20 protein-coding genes and 1 riboswitch are annotated in these 25962 nt (G+C 58.2%); of the genes, 8 read left to right on the top strand and 12 right to left on the bottom strand.

Translation table 11 applies throughout. The features are described 5' to 3' along the window. From C1719_RS14635 to C1719_RS14615, 6 genes are all read right to left on the bottom strand, one after another. Window positions 1–868: DUF3662 domain-containing protein (locus C1719_RS14635; RefSeq protein ID WP_146007931.1), on the bottom strand; the 868-nt coding region annotated here is incomplete at its 3' end. A gap of 172 nt (window positions 869–1040) precedes the next feature. Next, window positions 1041–1700, bottom strand: coding sequence for a helix-turn-helix domain-containing protein (locus C1719_RS14630; protein WP_102375772.1), 660 nt, complete (start codon window positions 1698–1700; stop codon window positions 1041–1043). A 2-nt stretch (window positions 1701–1702) separates the two neighbouring features. Beyond that, complete coding sequence (locus C1719_RS14625) at window positions 1703–2368, bottom strand: DUF3990 domain-containing protein (protein ID WP_102375771.1); 666 nt, start codon at window positions 2366–2368, stop codon at window positions 1703–1705. A 207-nt stretch (window positions 2369–2575) separates the two neighbouring features. Then, window positions 2576–3061, bottom strand: a complete 486-nt coding sequence (locus tag C1719_RS16130) for a nucleotidyl transferase AbiEii/AbiGii toxin family protein (protein ID WP_245874561.1) — start codon at window positions 3059–3061, stop codon at window positions 2576–2578. After that, window positions 3058–3438 carry a nucleotidyl transferase AbiEii/AbiGii toxin family protein gene (locus C1719_RS16125; RefSeq protein ID WP_245874560.1) on the bottom strand — a complete coding sequence of 127 codons (381 nt, stop codon included), beginning with the start codon at window positions 3436–3438 and terminating at the stop codon, window positions 3058–3060. The genes C1719_RS16130 and C1719_RS16125 overlap by 4 nt, the downstream gene beginning before the upstream one ends. 13 nt (window positions 3439–3451) lie before the next feature. Further along, a complete protein-coding gene (locus C1719_RS14615; RefSeq protein WP_102375770.1) occupies window positions 3452–4078 on the bottom strand; it encodes a hypothetical protein in 627 nt (208 codons plus the stop codon). A gap of 253 nt (window positions 4079–4331) precedes the next feature. Between C1719_RS14615 and C1719_RS14610 the strand changes: the two genes are divergently transcribed. Beyond that, window positions 4332–5558, top strand: coding sequence for an ornithine cyclodeaminase, nickel-pincer nucleotide-dependent (locus C1719_RS14610; protein ID WP_102375769.1), 1227 nt, complete (start codon window positions 4332–4334; stop codon window positions 5556–5558). Here C1719_RS14610 and C1719_RS14605 read toward each other — a convergent pair. Continuing rightward, entirely contained in the window at window positions 5555–7018 is a 1464-nt protein-coding gene (locus C1719_RS14605) for a helix-turn-helix transcriptional regulator (RefSeq protein ID WP_102375768.1), read from the bottom strand. The genes C1719_RS14610 and C1719_RS14605 overlap by 4 nt on opposite strands. Before the next feature lie 261 nt (window positions 7019–7279). Here C1719_RS14605 and C1719_RS14600 point away from each other — a divergent pair, with 261 nt between their 5' ends. The 7 genes from C1719_RS14600 to C1719_RS14570 all read left to right on the top strand — a co-directional run bounded on the left by C1719_RS14600 (window position 7280) and on the right by C1719_RS14570 (window position 19918). Beyond that, complete coding sequence (locus tag C1719_RS14600) at window positions 7280–8938, top strand: FAD-dependent oxidoreductase (RefSeq protein WP_102375767.1); 1659 nt, start codon at window positions 7280–7282, stop codon at window positions 8936–8938. A 285-nt stretch (window positions 8939–9223) separates the two neighbouring features. Next, a complete protein-coding gene (locus tag C1719_RS14595; protein ID WP_102375766.1) occupies window positions 9224–10786 on the top strand; it encodes a Fic family protein in 1563 nt (520 codons plus the stop codon). A gap of 132 nt (window positions 10787–10918) precedes the next feature. Beyond that, the gene (locus C1719_RS14590; RefSeq protein ID WP_102375765.1) at window positions 10919–12580 is read left to right on the top strand and encodes a molybdopterin-dependent oxidoreductase; all 1662 of its coding nucleotides are present in this window, start codon (window positions 10919–10921) and stop codon (window positions 12578–12580) included. 11 nt (window positions 12581–12591) lie between these two features. After that, on the top strand, window positions 12592–13398 hold the full coding sequence (locus tag C1719_RS14585; protein WP_102375764.1) for a molybdopterin-dependent oxidoreductase: 807 nt from the start codon (window positions 12592–12594) through the stop codon (window positions 13396–13398). Window positions 13399–13407: 9 nt separating this feature from the next. Further along, window positions 13408–13686, top strand: coding sequence for a molybdopterin-binding protein (locus C1719_RS14580; RefSeq protein WP_102375763.1), 279 nt, complete (start codon window positions 13408–13410; stop codon window positions 13684–13686). Between the two features lie 172 nt (window positions 13687–13858). Then, window positions 13859–15511 carry an ABC1 kinase family protein gene (locus C1719_RS14575; protein WP_102375762.1) on the top strand — a complete coding sequence of 551 codons (1653 nt, stop codon included), beginning with the start codon at window positions 13859–13861 and terminating at the stop codon, window positions 15509–15511. A gap of 435 nt (window positions 15512–15946) precedes the next feature. Further along, window positions 15947–19918: a cell wall-binding repeat-containing protein gene (locus C1719_RS14570; protein WP_180963643.1), complete on the top strand. Its 3972-nt coding sequence runs from the start codon at window positions 15947–15949 to the stop codon at window positions 19916–19918. A 128-nt stretch (window positions 19919–20046) separates the two neighbouring features. Here C1719_RS14570 and C1719_RS14565 read toward each other — a convergent pair whose 3' ends face one another. From C1719_RS14565 to C1719_RS14545, 5 genes are all read right to left on the bottom strand, one after another. Continuing rightward, window positions 20047–21420, bottom strand: coding sequence for a glycosyltransferase (locus tag C1719_RS14565; RefSeq protein ID WP_102375760.1), 1374 nt, complete (start codon window positions 21418–21420; stop codon window positions 20047–20049). Next, entirely contained in the window at window positions 21413–23155 is a 1743-nt protein-coding gene (locus C1719_RS14560; RefSeq protein ID WP_281255992.1) for a cell wall-binding repeat-containing protein, read from the bottom strand. Before C1719_RS14560 ends, C1719_RS14565 begins: the two co-directional genes overlap by 8 nt. A gap of 110 nt (window positions 23156–23265) precedes the next feature. Next, window positions 23266–23493 carry a hypothetical protein gene (locus C1719_RS14555; RefSeq protein WP_102375758.1) on the bottom strand — a complete coding sequence of 76 codons (228 nt, stop codon included), beginning with the start codon at window positions 23491–23493 and terminating at the stop codon, window positions 23266–23268. A 213-nt stretch (window positions 23494–23706) separates the two neighbouring features. Next, entirely contained in the window at window positions 23707–24225 is a 519-nt protein-coding gene (locus C1719_RS14550; RefSeq protein WP_102375757.1) for an IbrB-like domain-containing protein, read from the bottom strand. Continuing rightward, window positions 24215–25552: a phosphoadenosine phosphosulfate reductase gene (locus tag C1719_RS14545; RefSeq protein WP_102375756.1), complete on the bottom strand. Its 1338-nt coding sequence runs from the start codon at window positions 25550–25552 to the stop codon at window positions 24215–24217. Before C1719_RS14545 ends, C1719_RS14550 begins: the two co-directional genes overlap by 11 nt. A 313-nt stretch (window positions 25553–25865) precedes the next feature. Continuing rightward, window positions 25866–25948: riboswitch (cyclic di-GMP riboswitch) on the top strand. The last annotated feature ends 14 nt before the right edge of the window (window positions 25949–25962 follow it).

The raw sequence follows: 25962 nt of genomic DNA, 5'->3' as shown, positions 1-25962 counted from the left end.
CGTCGAAGGGCGCCGAAGCGACGGCATGGCGATCGTCGTATCCGTCGAACCCTTGCGCTTGACCCGGTTCCTGATAGCCGTAATCGCTGTAATCGTCTTCCTCGTAACCATCGTCATAGCGATCGTTGCGGGCGATGGGACGAGCAGCTGCTCCGTTTTCGCGGTAGTCGTCGAAATCCTGAGAATCGAACGTGTACTCGCCGTAGTCGATCGAGTAATCGATCTCGTCGTCGGGCACGTAAGGCAGCGGAGGCTTGTTGTCGGGCTGGGCGTATGCGTCGGCGTAAGGCTGTTGCTGCGGTTGGCCATACGGTGCCGGGGCGGGTGCGGCGTATGGATCGAGCCCTCTTCCCGGCGCGTAGGGATCGGCCGCCGCGACGCCCTGTGCTCCGTAAGGCTGGGCTGCTGGCTGCGCGTAGGCGGCAGCCGCTCCGCGCACGGGTGCTCCGCCGAGGCCGTAGCGCTGCATTTCCTCTGCGCGAAGCTGCGCGATGATGGGGGCGGCGACGGGTTCGGCGATGATATCGAATTTTCCGTGCTTGAGCTCGTCGTCTACGATGAAGCGCACGAGCGGTTGGCCGTCCATGACGAGGCCCTCGTTTGCAGCCTTTGCGGCGAGGTAGGTTTCGGTTTCGCCGGCGAGGGTGGGATAGTATCCGAACAGGCGCTGATCGTCGTCGGGGTTGACGAGCACCGTATAGAGCGTGGGGGCGTACTGCTTGCCCGCGCCCACCATCTTTTCTCGGCGCATCATCTTTTCTGCTTTTTTGGCTATTTGCACGGGAGAGATAGGCGCGTCGAACATTTTGTCGGCGGCGCCTTCGAAGGCATCTTCCATGCGGCCTTCGAATTTAGAGAAAAAGCCCATTGATCCTCCCTTAGTGACCAGTGCGTTTCGGGTTCGGTTTCATGTCGGTTCAAGGAAACTCCATCTTGCCATAAACGCAGGGCATTTGCCCATACTTTACGCAATCGTCATTTTTATGAAGGTGAGGGAGGCGCGCTCGGCAGGGCTTGTCGGCGAAGCTGGCGGCTGCTTCCTATCCGACTTCCAGCAAGTCCTCCACATCGCAATGCAACGTGCGGGACAACCGAACAAGGGTTGCACCCTGCGCTCTGTTGATATCTTTGTTCCTCTGTTCGTACAGCTGAATGGAGCGCAGCCCGACGTTGGCGCGCTTTGCAAGTTCCGATTGCGATAATCCGGCTGCATCGCGCTGAAGGCGCAGGCGCGTGTGCTCGGATGCTTGATGCATGCGTTGCCTGAGGGTTTCACTGAATTTCGATTCCGGTGCTTCGTGAAGCGGGTAATACATGTCGACCAGTTCGGCGAAAGGGATCGTTTCGAATATTCGCTTATAGGGCTGCCCCGTTTGAGCCTGGTGCAATCCAAGCACCCAACCGAGCCAATACTCCGGCGTTCTGCCGAAGCGGTCCGAGGGTTCAACGGGTGTTGGCATGTCGAGATACGGCATCAGCATATTGAGCAGCTCGCTCCCTGATCTTCCTGCAACGTAAACGGGGTTCTGGAGTTCGAATTGTCGAGCAAGGCCGCTTGCGACGAATGCATCCGCAACAGCTTGGCCTTCGATTCCGCATGCGTTCACTCCGATATCGAAGACATCTGCGAGAGCCGAAGCGATGTCTTCCCAGTAGGTTTCGTCGCCGAGGGATATGAATGCGTATTCGAAGCGTTCCATTATTATGCTCCTCTTAGCAGATCGAGCATGTAAACGCTGCTTTCACTGGTATCGCGGGCTAGATTTCGGTATTGGGCGCGTGCTTGATTGTCGCGCGCGCTTCGTCGCGGATGCCAATCAGAACCCCTGACGAGCTCTGCATCGATGAAAGACAGCGCATCGAAAGCCCGTTTGGATCTGATCACTACCTGCTTGCCGAGCTCGCCAAGCAAAAGCGCTTGTTGGAGTTGGCTAAGAGAGAGGCGATTGTCGAGAAAAGCCCGTGCGAACGAAAAATACGAATCGTCCGCCCGATATCCCGAGACGACATCGAACTTGGATAAATCTACCGAATAACGCTCGAGAACGAACTCCTTGGCCTCGGCCATGAGAGGCGTGGTCGCGTCGAAGCGCCGGTATTTCACGAGGACGGCAAGCCAATGGAGGCAGGTGTAGGATGGATCGTTGAGATTGAGGAAGGCGAGCCCGGTCGTCTGCAGCCCGTAGCTGTTGACATACCCGTTTTCGGTTGTCGGACAGGCCCATTCGCACGCCAGCTCCCTTGATTCGGTGCAATAGAATCCCAGTCCGTAGTCGTTTCTGCTGTTTCCTTTGCCGAACAAAGGGGTTTCCACTCGTACTGGCGAGCCGTGGAACAGCATCAAGGAGCGTTCGGGGTTTTGGATCATCGGGCGGCCTCCTTTGCGAAGCTCGAATTCCTCACATGATTATATCACTAGAGTAATACATTCAGAAACAAACCAGAGTCTTCATATCGATGTTCTTGTTGTGGGCGCATCCGGGCATCGACTTTTTTGCTCGGAGGCTCCCGGTGAGCACCGACGGCCTCGCATCGGTGTGCGTCTTGCGAGTCGTGGCCGATTTCGGGTAGTGCCCTATTTCTTCAGAAATGCAGCGATTTTCGGCAGCGCAGACGAAGCCTCGTTGTAGGCGATCTCTTCGTAGAGCAGAGGCACGGTTTTGTCTTCGTAGTCTTTGCGGTAGACGTCCTTGTCTACGATGTCGAGAAGGATGGCGGAAACGTCGACCCCGTCTTCGGCCGAAGGGCAGCGGTATCCGCCCTTTCGTTGCAGCCTTACCGTTTCGAAGAGGTTCGCCAGCGAATCATCGAGCTTCACAAGCGAAAGCAGCTTGTACAGGTCGTATATGTGACGAGATTGACGGGCTGGGATGATCCCCGCAAGATAGTAGTCGCAGATCGCGTACACTTTGTCGGTAAAAGTGCGCTCCATTGAGTTAGCGAGCACCTCGAACCTTTCAAGACCGTAGGCATCGACGGCTTCGCGGTAGCCCATCGCTTCGCAGTATTCGCCGATAAAGCTCTGCAGAGGCCTCTTCTCTGCAGGCGAGGCGGGGGTCATGAGAGGAATGCGTCTTTGGGTTCTGCGGGGTCGAGAGGGGGTATGGGCGCTTCGTAGCGGTTGAACTCGCGCCTGCTTCGCGTCTCTTCAAGGTTTGAAGGTTCGAGCCCGATTTTCGAGAGGCAGATGAGGACGGCTCGTTTCATCGCTTTGCGCCGTCCTTCCGTGGCGTGGATCGCTTCGATGCCAAGGTCGATATCCTCGGAGAATCGGGCGATGGCGTTATAACATTTCGAAAGACAGGTTCCGCCTTTGAAAACGATATCGGGATCTTCAACAACCATCTCTCTGAGAAACAAGGTGGCGAAGTAATCTTTGTATACGTAAGGCTGCGCCCTGCCGAACTCTTTTGCGGCATCTGCTACAAGCCTTCGCATTGCTTGGGGGCTCTCATGTAAATACATTGTAGGCCTCGCTCTCGATAAGCCTCTTTGATGTCTTTGCTGGATACAGCTCAGCTAAAGACAACGTTTTCTTTCGGCCTGCCTTCGAGGCGAGTTTTTTCAGGTTTGCGAGTTCGGTGGACCCGAGGTCCGCGGGCGACACGCTGGTTAGCAGATCAAGCAGCATCAGCGCGTCGACGTTCTCCTCGGTCACTGTGGTTCGCGGCTTCCTTACGAGGACCTTTCTCCATCCGCCGAAGGGCTCGACCTCGCGAACTCTCATCGACGCCTTGTTAGTAGTTACTTCGAGCACCGCAGGTACCTGGGAGGACAAGCCGACCTTGTTTTCGAGCGTTTGTCCCGAATAGTAACCGAACACGTTCTCTCCATCGCTGATCCATCGACGCCTGACAACTTGTGAAGCCAAGGGCTCCGACTTTCCGAAGGGGGTTGTTCTGGGCACATAATAGATGCCGCGTGCGTAACGCTCAAGAGACTCCTCGGTGATCGCCGCGTCAATCTTCTTGTAGATGGCGGTGCGTGACAGGCTGGGATACATGTCGAGTATATCCTCCGTGAGGATTGGCTCGTCATAGCCGAAGCGCTCGATGATCTGTTTGCTTAATGGTGTCATGGTTCGATCCTACACGAAATCACAGGAGTTTACAAAACTTTACAAAAATTATCAAAATATATACTTCTTTCAAAAAACAACCGATGTCGAATTGGGGATTGGGCGATAGGGAAAGCCATTGCTCTTTCGGGATCTTGATGATTGCCGGGCCGGCAGCTTCGCAGGACCTGCACCGTGCTTGCCGCCGACTTATGCGCCGCCTTCCGTTGCCGATGCGCTACCATGGATGCAGTAGCTAGGGAAGGATGGGGTTATGCTGGAGCAGCATTTGCACGAAGACGTTACAGCGCGGGGGCACCTGATCGATTCGAATATTCTTTCGAACATCATGAACGGCATCGTCGAGCTGGACGGGACGTTCGAAGTGCTCTCTTTGGATATCGGCCGCGGAAACGAAAATCCGTCGACGATTACCATGCGGGTGTTCGGCCGCAGCCGCGAGCACCTATCGGAAATACTTCGGACCATTCACGAATTCGGCGTTGTGCCCGTGCATCTCGAAGACGTGTGCCTGCAGCCTGCGCCAGCCGATGGCGTTTTCCCCGAAGACTTCTACTCCACCACCAACCTTGAAACCTATATTCGCCTCGCGGGCCAATGGCGGCACGTCGAGGGTACCGAGATGGATTTGGGCGTTCGCGTCGACGAGGTGACGCAGACTGCGACCGGCGTACCCATAAGCGATGTTCGCAAAGGAGATATGTTCGTTGTCGGGCAAACGGGCCTGCGCGTGGTCACGCAGGAGCGCGCTCGTGAAAAGACCGAGTTCGAATTCATGAATTCAACGGTGAGCAGCGAAAAGCCGAAAGCCCAAATCGTCAAGCAGATCGCGTCGATTTTGCGCGAAGTGCACGGCGACGGGCGCAAGACGATCGTCGTTGCGGGGCCCGCGATTGTCCATACGGGGGCGTCGGCGCATCTTGCGCGCATCGTGCGCGCGGGATACGTGAGCGTGCTGTTCGGCGGCAATGCGGTTGCCACCCACGATATCGAGGTTGCGCTTTACGGAACGTCGCTTGGCATCGATATGCAGAGCGGTGTTGCCGTGCCCGGTGGAAACGAGCACCATCTTCGCGCCATCAATCGGATCAGGGCGGCCGGCAGCATCGGCGATGCGGTTGATCGAGGAGTGCTGACGAGCGGTCTTATGTACACGCTCGTGAAAACGGGGACTCCCTACGTGCTTGCGGGGTCCATACGCGATGACGGCCCCTTGCCCGATGTGATCACCGATGTTATCGAGGCGCAGCAAGCCATGCGCGCGTGGTGCCGGGAAGCGGGGGCATGCATCATGCTTTCCACCATGCTGCACTCCATTGCCGTGGGCAACATGCTGCCGGCTTCGGTGACGACGGTATGCGTGGACATCAACCCTGCTGCGGTCACAAAATTGGGCGATCGCGGGAGCATGCAGACAATCGGCATCGTAACCGATGTGGGTCTGTTCCTGCAGCTTCTTGCCGATGAACTCGGATGCTAACCGTTCACTAGTTCGTACACGCCTTCTTTGGAGTGCACCCCGAGCTTCGCGTAGAGGTGGCGTGCGTGGGTTTTCACGGTGTTCTGCGACAGGAACAGCGCCTGCTCTATCTCCACACGGCTTTTCCCTTGGGCGATCAGTTCGAGAATCTCGGTTTCGCGCTCGGTGAGCCCATGCTCGAGCGCGAGCTTTTCGCAGCGCACGATCAGCTGTTCGCGGGGCCCGGGAACATGGACGCTGCTTTCGATGCTGATTCCCGAGGCGCCCCAGTCGGCGTTTACCGACCGTTCGCTCATCCAAATGAGCGTGCAGATAAGCAGCAAGACGATGCCTGCGATGGCCACGGCATACAGGAAGGCATCGTTTGAGAGCAGTTCGGTTTGCTGCACCCATCGCCGCGCCGATACGCCGAGGAAGATCGCTCCCTCGCTGACGGCCCGCGCGATGGCGAACAGGCGAAGGCTCGGCACCTCGAAGCGGTAGGCGATGTTGGCGAGCATGAGCAGGACGAACAAGGTGAACCACACGTAGGCGAGCTTGATGAGAAACGAAATGGCATAGGCCCATGACGATCCGGCAAACGGCACGGTCGCAAGGGCTATGATGCAGATCGGCAGACCGATCTTCGCGAGGAACCGCACGTCGCAGCGCTCGCGTCTGAGAAACACCATTACGAGGATGACCACGCCCGACAAGCCCGTCGCGGCAACGCGGTGGATGGCGCCGGTTCCGTCTGCATTGCTGAGAAGCGAACCCACCAAGCCCGAAAGCAGGCCTGCAATGGCCATGAGACCGAAAAGCTTCCACGGCAGCGGGAACCGGGTGTTGGCGAGGCGCGTCGGCTCAGCGGGTACGGTGCTCAGGCTGAGCGCGATGCAGATAAGCGAGAGAATGGGCAAAAGCGCGGTTGCGATAATGGCGTACGGGGCTGCCATGGTGCCGATGACGAACGAGGCGATTGCTGCAACGATGCAGGACAAGGCGCCGTAGACGATGGTTCTCATACTTCCCATCTGGCAATATATTTCGGCCCAGAGGCAGAAGAGAAAAGCTCCTCCGATCGCGGTGGCGAAGGATGCTGCGGCGATGACCGTTTCGCTTGCTTGGCTGGGGATGAGCCACAGGCCGATGCACGCCGTTCCGATCGAGGTGAGCACTACGAATGCGGCGCTTGTCGCCATCCGCTTTCCGAGCGGTCCGATGCGGGAGGCGGCAAGGGCGAGTACGAGAAACGTGGCGATATCGCCGAACCGCATGCCGGTATCGAAGACGGTGCGCAGTCCGCGCGCTTCCGCATCGACGTCGCCGGGGAAAATGCTGACAACGTGGGTGCAGCAGAGCCATGCGATCAGAAGGCCCATTCCCAGGAAGCGCCAAGGATAGAGCGTGCTCGACAGAGCATCGCCTTCGGAGGTTCTTTCTTCGGGCGCAAGAGCGCGTGCCATATCGCTGGGTTTCACGGCATCCCTTCCGGATCAAACGGTTGGCCCATTGTACCGCAAGATGATACCGCGGTTCTTCCATGGCGCTTTGATCAGGTTAATTGCGGGGTGACAAGCGGGGTGAGCTGCAAATCACCCGGCGTTTCCGGGGTTCACCCGCGACAAGGCGGACCTTGCGCGGCATGATGGCGATGCGCTGGAAGAGGGCGCATCCCGGCAAAGCGGATCGAGAGAACCCGGGGCCGGGCAATCGATTGGGAATCCTCAGGAGGGATCGACATGACGAAAGAAACCAAAGGTTTGACGCGTAGGAACTTCTTGGCGATGGGGTCGCTTGCTGCGCTGGCTGGAACCGCCGCTTTGGCCGGTTGCGCTCCGAGCGCCTCGTCTTCGGAAACCAAAGCGGGGGCTGATGAGGCCGCCGATGCGAACGCGATGGCAACTGCCGATGAGACCAAGGAATGCGATATCGTGATTCTGGGCGCAGGCGGTGCCGGCATGTGGGCGGCGGTCGAAGCAGCCCGCGCGGGCAAGAGCGTCATCGTGATCGAGAAGGGCAACAACGTGGGCGTTGCGAACGGTTCGCTTGCGGGCGGTCCGTTCATGGTGGGCTCGAAGCTGCAGCAGGAAGCCGGCATCGAGTTTACCTACGAAGAAGCCTTCAACCATATCATGGAGTACAGCCACTGGTCCACGAACGCTGCGGCCATCAAGCAGGCGGTGCTGCTTTCCGGCGACACGATCGACCGTTTCACCGAGGAATTCGGCGTTGCCACGGGCCTTCGCCCCGACAACTACGGAGCGGGCCATGCTTCGGTTCGTGCGAACTTCCAGTCCGATCCGAAAGACTCCAAGACCCAGGCGAAGGGCGAAGATCGCATGGGCCCGCTTCAGAAGTGGGTCGAGGAGAAAGGCGGCGAGTTCATTTTCGATACGACGGGCAAGCGCCTCATCATGGAAGACGGCGTGTGCACGGGCGTGCAGTGCGAGCAGGGCAAGACCGTCCTCGATGTGAAGGGCAAGGCCGTCATCGTGTCGACGGGCGGATTCCTCGGCAACGTCGAGATGATGAAGGAGCGCTTCGGCACCTTCGTGAACCCGCTTGGCAACATCCTCTCGATCGGCGAGGGCATCGACATGGTGCAAGCTGCCGGCGGACAGGTCTCCACGCAGTGGGGCATCGCGGGCAACGAGTTCACCGGTTCCAACCAGAAGGCCGACGGCCTCTACGAGCGCGGCAACGCCGCCTTCACCATCGGCATCTACGGCACGCTTCTGGTGAACAACCAGGGCCGTCGCTTCTCGAACGAGGGCAAGTTCGCGAACCTGCCGCTCGCTCTCGGCGGAGCCATCTCGCTTGTCGGCGGTCAGTACTATGCGGTGGTCGACCAGGCGTACGTCGACGGTCTCAACGCCGGTACCGATGCGTGGACGCTGTGCGGAGCCGACGAGGTGAATTGGCGCACCGGTATGATGACGCTCAAAGACAAGCCGCTCGAGAACGTGCAGGCGAACATGGACGCTGCGGTTGAGGCAGGCTGGGCGTTCAAGGCCGACACGATCGAAGAACTCGCCGAGGCTATCGGCGCCCCCGATCTCGTGAACACGCTCGAGACTTACAACGGCTACTGCGAAGCAGGCAAAGACGAGGACTTCTACAAGCCCGCCTGCTTCCTGCAGCCTGTGACGACCGGCCCGTTCTATGCGTTGCAGTACGAGCCGAGCGCGTGGGTCACTATCGGCGGCATCCGCACCAACGATCGCCTTCAGGCGATCGACGGCGAGGGCATGCCGATCAAGGGCCTCTACGTTGCAGGTGCCGACAACGGTACGCTCATGAGTGCTCCGTACTGCGACTACGAGGGCTTCTCGCTCATGTGCGCCTACAGTGGCGGTCGCATGGCCGGCATGTACGCTGCCGAAGAGATCGACGCGTAAAGCGATTTCGGGCGGATGCAAGCCCCATATTAACCAATCCCGCGAAGCGCGTGCCGACTCCTCCCTCCCTCCTCGCTCGCGCCTTCCGCATGACTCCGCCCGGCAGCTTCGGCAGCCGGGCGGCTTTTCATGTCTGAACCCACCCTGGCTCACCCCGTCTGCAATCCGGGTAAAAAGGATGATCGGCCACATAGAAAATACTTTCTAGTCATTCTGTTCCCTCTTGAAGTAATGGAATCGGTTCTGCCACCATTCATAGAGCAGTGAGGGGAAAAGAGGGAGTACATGGATAATAAGGTAACGGCAGACGATTACTCGCTGTTGGAACGCGCCCTTTCGCTGTCTTCGATGCGGGCGCAGACCCTTGAGTCTCTTTCCGCGGGTCTGGGGGAAACCGTCGAAGATGCTTCGCTTTACTGGTTTGCCGCCAACAAGCTGCGAAGAAGCCAGGGCCGCTACCTTCCCACCCCCTACGATGCGCCGCTCGACGAGAGGGGCGAGCAGCAATGCCCCTCCGACAGCTGGTATTCGCAGACATGGCGCTTGGGTCGGCTGCTCGAACGGTTTCAGATCAACGAAGCCCTTGCGGTCCACTACGTGGACATCCTCACCGATCCCGAAGGCGGCCACTACGAGCTCAATCTTGCCGCAAGCGAGGTCGTGCTGGCGGTCTGTTTCGAGAACGTATCGCTTGACAAGCAGCGGATGAAGCGGGTGTGCGTTCACGCCTGCGAGCCGACCAACGGCATCGAGCTGCTCGTATCGAATGCGGGGAAGATCCTTCTGAGCGTCGAAGACTACCGCGACAAGCCGATTACCGCCGCTTTCATCGAAGGGCTGTACGCGCGGCTTGTGGAAGGAATCTCCATCAAAGAGGTGAGCGAGGTTGAGGAGCACGACGCCAATACGGTAGAGGATCTGCGCAAAAAGGCGCTCGATTCCTTCTGCTGCTGTCTCTGGCCTCGCGAAGGAGGCGCCGCTGAGCTTGGCTTAGACGGTGCCGACTGCCGGCATCTCGGCGATTGCGGCAACCACTCCCTGGTCAATGCGCTCATTGCGCTTCATTACTTCAAAACGTTTCGCCTGTTTCCAGCTGGGAACAACGTGCTTGCCTACTTGCTGTACTTTCTTATTCTGCATCGCGAGGGATATCACTTTTCAGCGCACGTTCCCGTTTTCAAGCTGCTGTACGCGTGCGACGAAGCCGGTGACCCGCGGGCGGGTTTGCCGTGCGATCCCGACGAACTGGCCGTCGAATGCGGCGGCTATCGCGATCTGACTCGTTTTTTCGAGCAGGCTGTCGAAGCGATCGTCGATGAGCAGCGCTGGACCATGACGAAGCTCGACGGCATGAGTCGGCGTCGTGAGCGGTTTCGCATCATCATCGACTCGGACGAAACCATGAACTTCCGCCAGAAAGAAGTGCTGCTTGAGGCTATCCTCCACAGCAACGCGGAATTCACTTACGGAATCCACGAACAGCGCTACGACGTCTCCTATCCGTGTGCGCGAAGCGATTTCGCCCGTCTGCTCGACATGGGATTCTTGCGGCAGCACGACGATGGCATCAGACATTTCTTCGTCGCTGCTGATGGTTTCGAACAAACGTTTTTGGAGTATTTGAAGAACCATTGCTCACCGGCGTTTTATCGGTACTACAACGAAGACGGTTCGCTGCGCAGCGAATACAGGAGCGCCGAAGCGGCATCGTATGCATTCAACAGAGACATCGGGTTTTACGAAAAATCGCTTTTGGATAAGACGTATATCGAGCACCACGATTTTCGGCGTGCTCCCATAGCCGACTGCGATGGCCCGCGAAGGCGCAGCTGTTTGGGAGACGGCTGATCTTTTTGCACGGCGAATCGACGAACGGGGGAAGTTCGGCGATTGCGCCCGGGCCATCGAGGCGATAGAGGAAGGATATCGGAGGAGAAAGGAGAATCGGAGGTTTTGCTTTCTTACCACTAAGGAGGATCAATGAAAGAAAACGCTGGCGAGCGCTCTACGGCGCGCTCGAAGAGCAAAGTGAAATCGATCATCGTGCTGCTATCGGTCGCCTTGGTCGTCTCGGCTGCCATTTGGGGATGCAGCCCGCAGGCGTCGACCGCCGAAACGAAGTCGACCGATGCCGCGAACGAAAGCGCGAAAAGCGCGAAATCCGACGAAGCGGGAGTCGACGAGCTGTCGGCTTTCAGCGGGTTCCCGACGACGGGGCGTTTCGTCGACGGCGTGGCATCGCTGCCCGACTTCTACAAGAATTCCGAAAAGAACGAGGCCAATGCGAAGGCCGAGGCGCCTCGCCGATACACGGACCGCAACGGCTTTCTCGTGCAGCCGGTTCCCTCTGATCCAGTGAGCTGGAACAACACCTACTTGGATGCCGACAATCGCGGCTGCACTTCGTGCCATACGCTGGAAAACGCCCTCATGAGTCTTCCGACGTACCATCGTCTGATATTCTTCGGGTATCCCACCGAGCAGAGCTATCAGAACTGCGTGGCTTGTCACTCCGATTCGTATTCGGGCATCAAGTTGGCCGATATCATCCATACGACCCACATGACGAGCACGATGTTCAACGACGACGATGAGGGCACATGCCAATCATGCCACTACATCAACCCGAACACCGGCGAGTTCGATCGCTGGGATGAAGTGAAGTACAATCTGTACAAGGGCATCACCGATGTAGCGTCCGATGATCTCGAAGCCGACATCTCCTACGACCAGACCACGATCACCCCGGCGGAAAACCGCATCTTCAAAACCGTTAAAGACGAGCCGAGCGAGTGGCTCACCGATGATTCTGTCGTCGACGAGTCTATTTTCGAGAACTGGGTCATCTCCATCGACGGCGACTGCGAGAACCCGGCCGAGATGACGCTTCCCGAAATGGAAGAGCAATTCGGTACCGTGAAGCAGGTTATGAAGATGGATTGCACCATCAACGGCGTAGGCCAGGCCACCATCATGCAGAGCGAAGTCGAAGGCATTCCGCTTTCCGCGATCATCGATTACGCAAAGCCCAAGGCGGGTGCCAATACGGTAAGCCCCATTGGATCGGACGGCTACGACTACGCCCAGATGAGCATCGATTGGCTGCTTGAAAACGACGCGGTCATCGTGACTAAAATGGACGGCGAAAGACTGCCCAACACTCAGGGATATCCTTGCATGATCTGGGTGAACAAAACTTCCGGAGGCAACTTCACGAAGCGCATCTCGAACCTTACCTTCATGACGAAGGCTGAAGAGGATCTCGACAACCAGCTCTATATCGGTCAGTTCACCGACGATAAGACCGGCGAGATATACTCGAAGCCCAACAGCGGCGTCCTCAACTATCCCACCGGCGTGGTGCTTTCGGGCGACGAAGCTAAAACCGTGCATCTGGAAGGCTTCGCCGATGCATGGGACGAGCCGATCGAAAAGATCGAGTACTCGTTCGATCATGGTGAGACCTGGACCGTTCTCGATACGCCGAACAACAACGCGGATTACTGGACGTATTGGAGGATGGACTTCACGCCTCCGGCGGCCGGTGCGTATCTTCTCGATATCCGCACTACGAGCATTACTCCCGATGGGGCTGAGCGCGTATGCCAGTACGACACCCAGTTCATGTTCACGGTAGAGTAGGGGGAACCAGTATGAAGACAACGACTCGATACGGTCGCACCGCTCTCTCTGCCGTCGCTGGGCTCACCATGGCTGTTTCCATGGTTGCCACGCCGGCGTTGGCGAGCGAGCCTGTTCAGGATGCTGCTGCGACTTCCGGGGGCACTGAAGCGAAAGATGCCGGCACGACGGTCGAGAGCGCACAGATCACCGATGCGGTGGTGGCGGGAGAGTTTTCCTTCGACCAGACCACTATCACGCCCAACGAAGTGATCAAGACGTTCTTCCAGCGTGCCACGCAGGCGATCTGCGGAGCGTCGACGAGCATCGCAGCCGATAACCCGCTTGGATGGCAGCTTTCGGTTACGGGAGACGTGCAAAGCGCATTCACTGCTTCCGTGGGCGATCTTGCCAGCGAAGAATCGGTCAACAAAGTTATGACATGCACGTGCGGCGGCAACCCCGCCGGTGGTCGAGCCATCATCACCGCTGATGTGAAAGGCGTTCCGATCGAATACCTTCTTTCGCGCGCGGGCGCGAACCCAGGTGCGAACGCTTTGACGTTCGTCTCGTCTGACGGCACCGAGGCGACGTTCCCGCTTTCGTATGTGGTGGGTCGTCATGCGGTGCTCAGCTACGAGATCAACGACGAGGATCTGTCGGCCTCTGTGGGCGGCAACAACCAGCTTTGGATGATGAAGACGCCGGCCAACTACTTCGTACGCGATGTGGTGCAGGTCGTCGTATCAACCGAAGCGGTTGCGCCCGAAGCTCCCGGGGCAACCGACGAGCACCCCAACAGCCCCAATGCAGGCGTGCTTGCGGGCGCTCAGGAATAGGGTGAGACGATGATCGCTCCTATGCAGGTCGAGGTCGGCAAGCCGGTAACGTTTAGCGGGTACGCCGAAGATTACGGCAGGCAGATCGTATCGGTTCAGTTTTCGCTCGACAACGGCGAGCATTGGACCTCTTACGACGTCTCCGAATCGTCTTCGGAGCTGTGGGTTCACTGGACGTTTTCCTATACGCCCGAAAGACCCGGCTTCTACCGGCTGCTCGTTCGCTCGGTGAACGACGAGGGCGTCGAAAGCCCCCTTGCCGATGTAGCGGAGTTCACTGCCGCCTAGGATACAGTGCAGGGAGGCTGCTTCAGCGGTCTCCCTGCGCATGTTGCTTTGGGTTCCGAGCGCGATCAGAACCCGGAGCTTCTCTTTGTCAACGGTTTTCTTCGCCGTGCACGGTTATGCTTTACTCTTGATAAAGCTTGGTTTGAACGGGTGATTCGTCGAAAGGGAAGCCATGGCCACATTCAAGGAATTCCTGCGCGTTGCCGAAATAACGGTGAAGGATAAAACGTCAGGCAAGCGCATGAAGGAAATCCGGCAGATACTCGCGAAGCATCATGCGATGTCGGGGTTGACCCCTGAAAAAGCCGTGGCAATCCTCGAAGATCTCGGTCCGACGTACGTGAAGATCGGGCAGATCGCCTCGAATCGCAGCGATCTGCTTCCCAAAGGCTACTGCGATGCATTCGAAAAGCTGCGGGCCGATGTTCCTCCCATGCCGTTCGATACGGTGGTGGAATGCCTGGAAACATCTTTCGACGCCTCCTGGCAGACGGTTTTCTCATCCATCGAGGAAAAGCCGCTCGGTTCGGCTTCGATCGCACAGGTGCACAAGGCGACGCTGCACGACGGAACCGTGGTCGCCGTTAAAGTGCGCAGGCCGGGCATCGCCCAAGAGATGGCCGAGGACATCACGCTCATCAAGCACCTGATCGCTTTGGCCGAGTTCTCCAACATGGCTCCCGACAGCCTCATGCTGACCATCGATGATCTGGTTTCGGAATTGGAGAGGACCACGGCCGAAGAGCTCGACTTTACGATCGAACTGGAAAACCTCAAACGGTTCCACGAGGAAATCAAGGATCAGCAGGGCGTTACGAGCCCGCTTCCGTATCCCGAATACAGCACCGACAGGGTGCTTGTTATGGAATACGTAACGGGCACGCTGCTCGATAACAAGAAAAGGTTGCAAGACCTGGGCAAAAACCTGCCTGCCATCGGGGAGCGGATAGCCCAAAGCTACGTGACGCAGGTGATCGACGACGGGTTCTTCCATGCCGACCCCCATCCTGGCAACATCATGGTCAACGACGACGGCATCGTGTGGATCGACCTCGGTATGACCGGAACGCTCACTTCGAGCGAGCGCGCAATCGTGGGCAAGGTATTCCGCGGGGTTGCTCTCAACGACCCCTATGCGCTCAAGGAGGCTCTTCTGAGCTTGGCGAAGGCGGATGGACCGGTGGATCATGGGATGCTGCTCGAGCAGATGGGCGGCATGCTCGATACGTACGCTTCCGCCGATCTGTCGGATATCAACATCGGCATGGCGTTCGTGGACGTTATCGAAATATTGCGGACGCAGAACCTTTCACTGCCCCCTTCGTTTACGATGCTCGCCCGTGGGTTTCTTACGCTTGAGGGCGTGCTTACCGACATCGCGCCGTCCATCAACGTGGTCGATATCGTATCAGTGCATGTGAAAAAGCAGATGTGGACGCTTTCCTATCTCGAGGGAAAGGCGCAGGAGCTGTTCACCTCGACGGCGGCGTCGGCCGAGGCTATGGCAACCCTGCCCTCGCAGTTGTCTCGCACGCTCGACATGCTCGACCGCGGCCAGCTCAAAGTAGCCATGGATATGAAGCTGCCTCACGACGTCAAGGGAACTCTGTACCAGGTGGCGAGCTTGTTGGCGCTTGCGCTTATCTCGGCTGGCCTGTTCGTGGGGTCGAGCATCGTGTGCACGACGCCCATGCAGCCGCAGATCTTCGATGTGCCGCTTTTGGGTGCGCTTGGGTACCTTGGCGCGTTCGTGCTCGGTGTGTACGTGATAGTGCGCGCAGTCGCGATTCGCCATCAGCAGGTGAACGACGAGAAGATCAAATAGCCGATTCGCCAACGCAGGCGGGTCGCGACAGCGGTTGGACGAGCGCGCGGCTTGCAGCAGGCGATCGCATTGTGCCGACGGGTCTATCCGCCGAGCGCATGGGACCTGGGTTGCTTCGGCTTGATTTGCGGGATCGATCGCTGCCCCTGAAAACCCTTAATACCCTTCCTATCAGCACTGTTACCTAATTATCTGTTAGCTGCTTATCGAAAAAATCTTGACATCCATCGGGGGGGGGTATCATTGCAGCTATAACCGATCGGGTTATACGAAAATCAACAAGCAAGAAACCGCTCCGCGGGTGGTTTCGGATACTGCAGGGGCCCATGCTCAGGCATGGTTGTCCTATTGCGGGTAAAAACGGCCGGACGCAATCCGGCCGTTTCCCGTATACGGGCGGCATTTGCGAGCGACGACCCCGGGAAAGGAGCAAGGATGGATACCATATCCAGGCAGATCTCGAGCATCGCGGAGGAGGCGAGATCGAGAAAGCTGCTGTCCGTCATCTTGGCGTTCATCTTGGCCACCACGCTTATGGTTCCCCATACGGCATGGGCCGAAGGCGATGAAGGAGGCGAAGGGGCGCAGACGACGGGCGTTGCCAAGATCGGCGACACCCCGTACGACACGCTGCAGGCTGCCATCGATAAGGCTCAAGCCGACGATACGATCGTCTTGACTGCCGATACGACCGAAAGCGTTACGATTGCCAAGGAAAAGAGCGTGACGATCGATCTTGGCGGCTGCAAGCTGACGAACGTCGATGGCAAGCATACCATCACCAACAACGGTACGCTGACGGTTAAGGGAACCGGCACCGTGGACAACGTGTCCCACGCGAGGGCGGCTCTTGAAAACGTCGAGGGTGCCACGGCGGTTCTCGACGGCGGCGCCTACACGCGCAGCCAAGAGAACGGACAGAGTTCGACCGATGCGGGCGGCAATTCGTTCTACGTCATCCGCAATCATGGAGCGTTGACCATCAACGATGGCGTCGACGTGTCTCAGAACGGCCACTATTCCAGCATGATCGAAAACGGCTATCAGAATGCCGGGGCCGAGAAGAAGGATCCCGAAAGCGTGCCTTCCCTGACCATTGCGGGCGGTACGTTTGCAGGCGGCCTGAACACCGTGAAGAACGACGACTGCGGCGTTCTCGAAATCACGGGCGGCACGTTTACGAACGTGAGCCAGGCGGTGCTTCTCAACTGGAATGTCGCGAAGGTCTCGGGTGGCGTGTTCACGGCAACCGAAAGCAGCGATGGCGTTATCCTCAATGGCATGAATCCCGGTGAAATCAACAAGGGCGATTTGACTATCACGGGCGGTACCTTCACGGCTGCTGCCGATGCGGAGGTCATCTCCCAGATGGGTGGCAGCACGGGCATCGGCACGATATCGATCTCGGGCGGTACGTTCTCCGCTACCGTGGAGGATTTTTGCGCCAAAGGATACTCCTGCACGCTCGTTGACGGTGCATACGTTGTCAACGAGACCCCGGCTCCCATCGTCGCCAAGATCGGCAACGATGAGTATGCGAGCCTGAAAGAGGCTGCCGAGAAGGCGGTCGCCGGTGACGTCGTCGAGCTTTTGACCGATGTCGAAAGCGAGCCGATTGCTTTTGAGAACAACGTGACGGTTGATCTCGGAGCGAAGACGCTCACGATCGTCGGCGATGACGCAGGCACCGTAGACGGTCTGCTGTTTGCGGGCGCTGGCGACAATGCGCTTAAAAACGGCACCGTGATCGATGCCCGCAGCAACGGCAACCAGACGGCAGGCTGGAAGGCCGTTCACGTTTCGGGTGCCGCGAACCTTGCTACGGAGAACGTTGCCATCCAGGCATACAAGCCCGATACCGAGAGCAACTACAATTATCTGATCTACGTAGGCGGAAAAGGCGATAGCAAGGCGAAAGCCGTATCCCTTGGTGCCGGTACGAAGTTGGAAAACCTCGACAACACGGCGAGCACGAGTGCGGTAACTTACGGTGCGGTTGGCGTTGCTCTCATCGGAACGACTTCAGACGCTTCGGCTGTTGCCGAAAAGGTTTCCCTGACGGTTGCCGAAGGCGTTGTCATCGACACCATGGGCTATGCCATTTCCGGTAACGGTACGTTCCATGGCACCGATATCGTCATAAACGGCGGAGATGTCAAGAGCACCGCTTCGGCGGCGGTTTATCACCCGCAGGCAGGAACCTTGGTCCTCAACGGCGGTACGCTCGAGGGCACGACGGGCATCCAGTTCTGCTCGGGCGAGGGCACCGTCAACACGAGCTTCGATTTCAACGGCGGCGTGGTTAAAGGCGTCGGCGAAGACGAGCGTCCCGGCAAAACGGGCGACGGTCTCGTGAGCGACGGTGCGGCCATTTCGCTGGTGAACCGCAGCTACCCCGGTGGCGCTCCGTCTATCACGATCAACGGTGGAGAGTTCTCTTCTGTCCACAACGAGGCTGTTCTCGCCTACACGTGGTCCAAGGGTCAGTCGTCGGACTGGGCCGAAGCATCTGAGAACATCTCGATCGCGGGCGGTACCTACTCGAGCGACGTGTCTGCTTATGTTATCGATGGCCTTGCCTGCTCGAAGATATCCGACGGTGTTTACCAGATCCAGAAGAAGATCGAAGGCGGCGACGGCAACGTTGAGGTTCAGGCTCCTGTCGTGTCTGGCGACAACGTTCCTGCCGACAAGCCCGGCGTGCCCGAGGACGACGAAGCCCTCAGCACGATCGCCGATTCTCTGAGCGATGCCATCAAGGCAGACGAGCCTGCCAAAGACGGCGCAATCGGCGGCAACAAGATCGAGACGGGCAAGGATAGCAAGATCAACGATCTTGTCAAGGATGCCGATGCTGCCGACGTGTCGGCAACCATGGTGGTTTCGTCTATTCCCGTAGCGGCTGGCGACGTCGATCCTGACGAGGCTGACGCCATCAAGGGCGTGGCCGCCGAAAACAGCGCCATTTCGTTCTACGATCTGAGCGTCAAGCTGGTTGTCTCCACTTCTCGGGATTCGGTCGAGGCGAAGGTCACCGAGACCGCCGCTGCTATTCCGTTCCAGATTAAGGTCGAAGACGGTTTGGTGGGCAAGGACGTTCAGGTTGTCCGCTATCACGACGGCAAGGCCGAGGTTCTCGACGGCGTCGAGGCCGATTACGCCACGAACGTCGTGTCGTTTGCCGGCGACAAGTTCTCAACCTACGCTGTTGTTTTGGCTGATGCCGTTGAAGCAACGGTGACGTTTGACTGCCAGGGCGGTTCCGCTGTCGAGAAGGCAACGGTTGACAAGGGCGATTACGTTGCCGAGCCCGCCGTTCCCACCTACGAGGGCTACACCTTCGGCGGATGGTACACCGACAAGAGCTGCGCGGAAGATACGAAATGGGACTTCGAGTCCGATCGCGTAACGGGCGACATGACGCTGTACGCCCTGTGGACCAAGAACGCCACGCCTGTCGTGCCGACGGCCGCTGCGCGTCTCGGCGGCGATGATCGCTACAAGACCATGGAACTCATCTCCCAGGAGTCCTTCCCGACGGCCGGGTCATGCGAGACCGTGATCATTGCACGCGGAAACGATTTCCCCGACGCGCTTGCCGCTTCGGCGCTCGCCGGTGCGAAAGATGCGCAGGTTCTTATCACCGAATCCAATGCGCTGACTGCCGAGACCAAGGCCGAAATCAAGCGTCTCGGCGCCAAGAACGCCATCGTGCTCGGTGACAAGTGGTCGATTTCCGAAAATACGTTCAACGAGATCAAAGCGCTCATGAGCGGTACGACGACCCGCATCGGCGGCGCCGATCGCCTTGAGACTGCTTACGAGATCTACAAGTCCAACGCCGGAAACTGGGGCAAGACGGCCATCGTGGCGACTGGCGAAAAGGCTGCCGATTCGCTTTCCATTTCATCGGTTGCCTACGCCCTCGAAGCGCCGATCTTCCTTGCGGCCAAGGACGGCACCGTTTCGCAGGACGTGCTCGATGCGCTTTCCAAGGGCGGCTTCGAACGCGTTGTCGTGCTCGGCGACAAATGGTCGGTTTCCGACGATTCGGTTGCCAGCATCAAGAAGGTCGTCAGCAACACGGAGCGTCTTGGCGGCGTTGACCGTTATGAGACTTCGCAGATGACGGCTGAGTGGGCTGTGAAGAACTGCAGCTTCGATTATTCGAACGCCATGCTCACGGCGGGTCGCGACGACAAGTACGCCGACGCGCTCGTTTCGTCGTCTCTCGGCGGCAAGAACGCTTCGCCTCTGCTGCTTATCGACGAAGGCGAACCGGCGTCGTTCATCATTTCGAAGGTGCTTGCGCCCAACAAGGATGGTGTCGAGAAAGCTTACGTGCTCGGTGACAAGTGGACCGTCTCCGATGATCTCTTCGCAGCTATCGAAAAGGCGCTTGCGTAAGGCAGAAAACCAATTTCGGCTCATACGGCCCGAGAGACCCCCGTTTTGCGGGGGTCTCGTCGTTTTTTTGCGCAACCGGCATTGCATCGAGGCGGCAAAACAGGAGTCCCTGCGGGAGCGAAGCGAAATCAGACGATTCCCTGCGCATCTCTTCGCTTGGAATCCGAGGCTGAAGACAGGGCGTATGCCAGCCGAAGCATCTCCTCTGCATTGGTTTTCAAGCGGTAGGATTGCTCCCAGTTGCGCCGTGCGGCTGCTCGCATGGCTTCGACCTTCTTTTCGTCCATCGCCACGAACGCTTCTATCGCGTCGGCGAGGTCCTCATCGGTGAAATCTCGGTCGATCAGCTTTCCGCATACGCCATCATGGATGATTTCGGAAACGCCTCCCACATTCGTTGCCACTACGGGGATGCCGAAGCTCAACGCCTCCATGATGGAAAGGGGGATTCCCTCGTATTCGCTTGCGTTCACGAACAGATCGGTGAACGTCGAGCTGTAGTAATCGAACACCTTTTCGTTGGGCAGCGCGCCCTTGATGTCGACCTCCGTCTTCTTCAGAAGCGCCGCCTTTTCTTTCAGCACGCCAAGCTGATCGCCATCGCCGATGAAGGTGAACCGCAGACGGTGGCCTCTTTCCTCCAGCACGAGAAGCGCGTCGATCACCCGATCGACGCGCTTGAGCGAGACGGCTCGGGAACAGCAGACGATCGAGAAGGCGTCCCCTTTTCGCGAAGGGTCCTGCGGCTGGGTATCCGCCGTTCCCAAGCGCCCGACCCGATAAGCGCCCGATACTTCGGGATCCCTTTCTTTCAGGTAGTTCGCTCCGTTTTGCGAGCAGACGAGAACGGCATCGAGCTTTTCTGCCATCCACCGTTTGAAGGCGTTGTAGCCGCAGGGGCTGCGGTAATCGTAGCAGTCGTATCCGTGCGCCCTGCTTATGCAGACCGGGCGCATTCCGCTTTGCTTTTCAATGCGGCGGGCGAGGCTTTGCATGGCGAGGATCGGCTCGTTGAACCAGTAGCTGTAGAGAAGGACGCGACCTGAGAAGACGATTTTCTGCTCGGCGATTACTTCGAGCATGCGCCGCGCTTTCATGTCGCCCAGCTGAAGAAAGGAGGTGGCGGCGAAAAGCGTTTCGCGCGAGGTGATCCTGCGCCGTTCGGACCATAGGGCACCGAGATGCTTCGCGAGGCATCCCAAGCGTTTCAGCCTGCCGGCAAAGGATTCGCTTGGTATCGTCGCGCAGTCGCTTATCCCGAACGCCGACACGTTTTCCGGCAGGCCTGCTTTGATGGGCCAGCCGTCGAACCATCCTTCATGGGCGAACACGATCACCCGGTCGGCGTGCTCGGCGAGCACCTGCATTTCCCGCTCGAGGTAGCTTTCCGCAGATGGCTGCCCTGAAATGAAGGGGCATTCATGTGAAAGAACGACGATGGTGTCGAATCGGGCGGTCTGATTTTTGTCGTTTGCGAGGAGCGTCGGTTGCGTGCTAAGCATAAGAGGGCACCTCGAAGACCAAGCCGGATTTCGCCATGTCGAGCTTGTTGTAGCGGTAGCAATCGCTCATGACGGCCGCGATGCCGACTGCCCAGGTGCGGGAAGTTGCGTACTGGTGCCAGGGATTCGGGTTTATCGGCGCCATGGCGTTTTGGATATCCCACTTCATCTTGTACAGCGTGTTCTGCGGGTTGGGCTGATCGTTGATGTAGTATTTCGCGATCCACCGGGCGGCTCCCGTGATCGCTTTTTCGGGGGAGTTCCATCCGTTGATGATTGCGAGCTTTCGCCCGCCGCTCAAAGGCGTATCGTCGTACGCGCCGATGCCGTAGAAATTGTAGTACGTGCCCGCAGGATAGTATGTGCCGTCGATGGTTCCGCCGCTATAGCGGTAGCCGTTCGCGAGCTCCGAGGTTCCCCATCCGCTTTCCAAGATGGCGTGGGCGAGCAGGTACACTTCGTTTACGCCATACTGCTTGGCGGCATCGATGAAGGTTTGACCTTGTCCGGCGAGCATTCCGTTTGCCCCTTTGGGCACGCTTGCGATGAAGCTGTTGATTTGGCTTGCCGATACGGCATGCGAATAGCCGTCTGAAAGAACGGCGAACTGGTAGAAGGACTGCTCGCCGAAAGAGAAGTTGTCGGGGTCGAGGTATTCGAGAATCTGAGATTTGCTGTAGTTCTGATATCCGACGGACGCTTTTACTTCCAGGTTGGCCATCTTATCGAGCGTGATGCTGTAATCCCGATACGAAACGAGATCGCCCTCGGTTCCAAAGCCGAGCCGTGCTCGGATGAGCGAGCGGGTGGCATCGGTGATGCTGGCGTTTCCTCCGAAGAATTTGATGCTGGAGATCGAGCCTTTGTTTTCGGCCGCCATCTTTATCGTCGGGTTGTTCGATTTGGAGTTGACGAGCAGAAGGACGGATCCGCTCGTTCCCTGCACAGCGCTGCCCGCAAGCGCGTCATACGGTTTGTCACCGGAACTGAAGGCTGCTCCATCCCAAGTGAATCCCTGCGCGGGCGACGTCGCCCAGGCGGCGATATTGGCGCTTGCTTCGTAGCGGTCGGCTCCGCCCAGCCTCGTGACGTGGTTTTGCATCCCCGAAGACAAGGCGGAAACGCTTCCCATGAATGTCTGCGTTGCCTGCGACACGGAATCGAGCCCGCCGACGATGACGGTCTCCTTGAACATGCCCTTTTCACGGGCATCTTTGGTAAGCGTGCTTTTCTGGGCGGCGTTCAATGCGCCGTTGTTCACGAGGAAAATGGGAACGACGTCTCTGTGCGCCACGGGAGAGACGGAAAGGGCGTCGCTGAATCCGTTTCCCGATGCGATGATGACGCGGCTATCGGTCCACAGGCCCTTATCCAGGCCGTATTGGTAGATGTTCAGCTGAACCGCGTACCGATCGGCCCCGCCGAGCCTCTTTTCGACGGCAAACCCCTTGTTCTCAAGCTGGGTCAGCACGCTTTCGGAAACGGTGTTGGGGCCTCCGACAACGATGATTTTCGAGACGCCAAGCCGAGAGAGCGCATCGAGAGTGCACGAGGGAACGGAAGCGGCGTTCGTAAGGAGGATCGGGCACTTGAGCCCGCCGGCGAGACTGGTTGAGGAGAGGGCGTCCGCCCATCCTTCGCTGCCGGCGATGATGGCGTACTCGGAGGAGCCGTAGGCGTACAGGGCCTCCATCGCAGCTACTTCGAAGCGGTCGGCGCCTGAGAAGTACGTAATGGGATCGCTCGATGCGTTTAAGCTGAGGCTTCGCGCCGCAGGCTGCTCGTCTTCGCTGGGTATCTCGGCTAGAACGTCGGAGATTTCTTCATCGGTGATGGTGCTTGTTGCTAGAGGATTGCCGCCGTCATCGGGGTTCGGGGGGGGGTGGTTTCTGCGCCGTTGGTTTCTTGCGCTGCGGCGGAGTCCGTAGCGTCGGCGTCGGTTGCGGGGGAGTCCGCGGAAAGCGCTTCGTTTTCGGTGTCTGCCAAGGCAGAGGAGGATGCTGCGGGAACCAATGCAGCCGATAGGGTCAAGGCCAGGAAAACGGATATGAGGGGCTTGCTGCGTTTTGTCATGTCTGCTCCTTCTGATCGTGTGTCGGTTCGGATCCCGATCGCTTCGGCGTGCGCCCCTTGCCGCGAGCGAGCTGGGATGAGGCCATTATATAACACCATTGGTGATATTACCGAGAAGCTTATCGAACGGGTATCGGCTGAAAGGAGAATCACTGCTGCGCCGGTTCGGGCAGCAGCGACGATGCGAGGTTTCGGGGCTTTCTGCCGAATCGGCTATTCTTCTTCGGGAATCCATGATGCGCCGAACTCGGCGTCTTTGAACAGGGCTGCCAACCCCGTAATCTGCTTGAGGCGCAGGATCTCGTCTTTGTCCATGCCGAGGTGCTTCGATATCCATGCGTCTGAGCGGCCGAGCTCGTGGAGATCGGCGACGATCTTGCTCATGAGGTCGACGTTGTGGGATCCCCGTGCGCGGTTGTGCCTGATCGTCGATGCCATGCGGCAGTCGAGCGGCTTGTCGATCACGGATACCGGCAGCATGCCGCTCTCCCGTTCGCGAATGTCGGGGTGCTCGAGCATAACGCGGTAGCGGTGGAATCCGTCCACGATCACGTATTCGTCGCCCGTTTCGTCGAAGTAGCACACGATGGGCATGGTGTAGCCGTCTTCCCTGATGCTGTCGTAAAGCAGATCGAGTTCGGGTGGAGCCACCGAGTTCGGGTTGTACGAATTCGGCTTCACCTTTTCGATCGGTACGGCGATTACGTTGTATACAGGGCTTCTAGGCTCCATTCTCTCCTCGCTTTCCGATTACCGCCCGGTACTCGCGCTTGAGAGCATCGACGCGCCTTTGCTGCTCGCGCGTTAGCCCGAATCCCATGAAGCGGCAGTTGTGGTCGTTCTTCAGGATGCAGTAGCACATTCTCTTCCAGCTGGGGATGTCTTTGGTGCTCTTCACGTCGTCGGTGTGGTCGGGAAGGTCGCCCTCGAACACGATGCGGGAATTCTTGCGAAGGGTATAGTTGGAAACGCCGTTGCGCCTTATGCGGTAGCCGCGCTCCAAGAGCTCGGATATGACCTCTTCGCTTAGGCCTCCGCCTGTTTCGTACCAGAACTCGATCGAGGTTTTGAACTTGCGCACGTAGCTTTCGCGCAGCTGGCAGGGGAGCGTTTCGAGCAGGAAGAACGTGAACGATTTCCACGTGTGTCCTTCGGGGAGTTCCAGGTTTCGATATCCCATGGCCTTGGTGCGGCAGTAGATTGCGCCGAAGTTCGCACCCTGCACGCGTCCGACGAGCTTGGCCCATATTTCGGGATCGATCACACGGTAGAGGTTGAGGCTGTCCTTCGCCGAATCTCCGAAGGGGGAGGCGACCCGCATTTGATCGGGCGAGAGGCCCGCCATGTGATACAGGTCGTAAAGGCGGTTGTAGTCGTATCCGAAGAGCGCGTTTGCGTGCCAGACGTCGGACACCGACCAATCGTAAAGGGGGCTTGCGGCCCAAACGCCCTTGAATTGCGAAGTGATCCAGCATTTCCCTTCGTAGCCATGGCGCTTGTTGAGTATTCCGCTGTAGCGGTGCAGCGATTCGTCGGCGCGGATCCCGAGCAGGCAGACCGTTTTTCCGCCGCCGTGCGCCATCCGGTACCACCTTCCAAACTGCTTGGCAAGATCTTCTTGGTGCATCCTGTAGCGGTAGGTTTCGATAGGGTTCTTTTCGAGGTTGACGACGTAAGGGCGTTCGGGCATGGGACGGACCCATGCGTCTTCCTTCTCGTCGTCCCACGGATACCAGAACATCTCGTAGCTGCTGAGGGCGGTTCTCGTGGCCATGGGCAGGCACACCCAGTAGGGTTCCGTTTCTCCTTCGATTCTGTCGAAGGTGCGTTCGACGTACTCGGTCGTGGCCGAGTACTGCGCTTCGAAATCCTGATGGAACACGCCGACGATCTTGTTGGGGAAGTGTTTGTTTCTGAAGTCGAGCACCAGGTTGAGCAGAAGGCCGCTGTCCTTGCCTCCCGAGAATGATACGAACACGTTGTCGAACTCTTCGAACACGAACCGAAGACGGTCCTGCAGCGCTTCGAAAACGTTTTGTTCGGTGTATCTTCTGATCATATGGTTGATGCCCGTTGGATGCCGTTTGCGGCTTGCGCGCCGTATTCGCGAAAGCTCCCTTAATGATTAACATAAAACGGCTCTGCTTGCCAGTAAAGCTGACCTATCGGCATAGAATGCCTATCGGGAAGGGCGGTTGGCGATTGGGTGCGCTGAAAACGGAGGTTTGGGATGGGTTGTGCGGGAGAGGATCTTGCGGAAGCCAAGAGGCGAATCGATTCGACGCTGCGCCTGAAAAACGAACAAGTCTTGACAAACATCGGGGGGGGGTATCATTGCCAACTAGAAGTTTAAGCTGTTTGGTTATAGAATGCATCAATCCATGCAAACCCGCCGAAAGGCGGCGACGCAAAGCTACAGGGGCCACACCATGTAGGCGGCCAGCCAGTTGCAGATCGATGGATGCGCGG

The organism is Raoultibacter massiliensis (assembly GCF_900199545.1).
Lineage (GTDB): Bacteria > Actinomycetota > Coriobacteriia > Coriobacteriales > Eggerthellaceae > Raoultibacter > Raoultibacter massiliensis.
The sequence above is the reverse complement of the archived record's forward strand: the minus strand, read 5'-3'. Positions and strand labels throughout refer to the sequence as shown.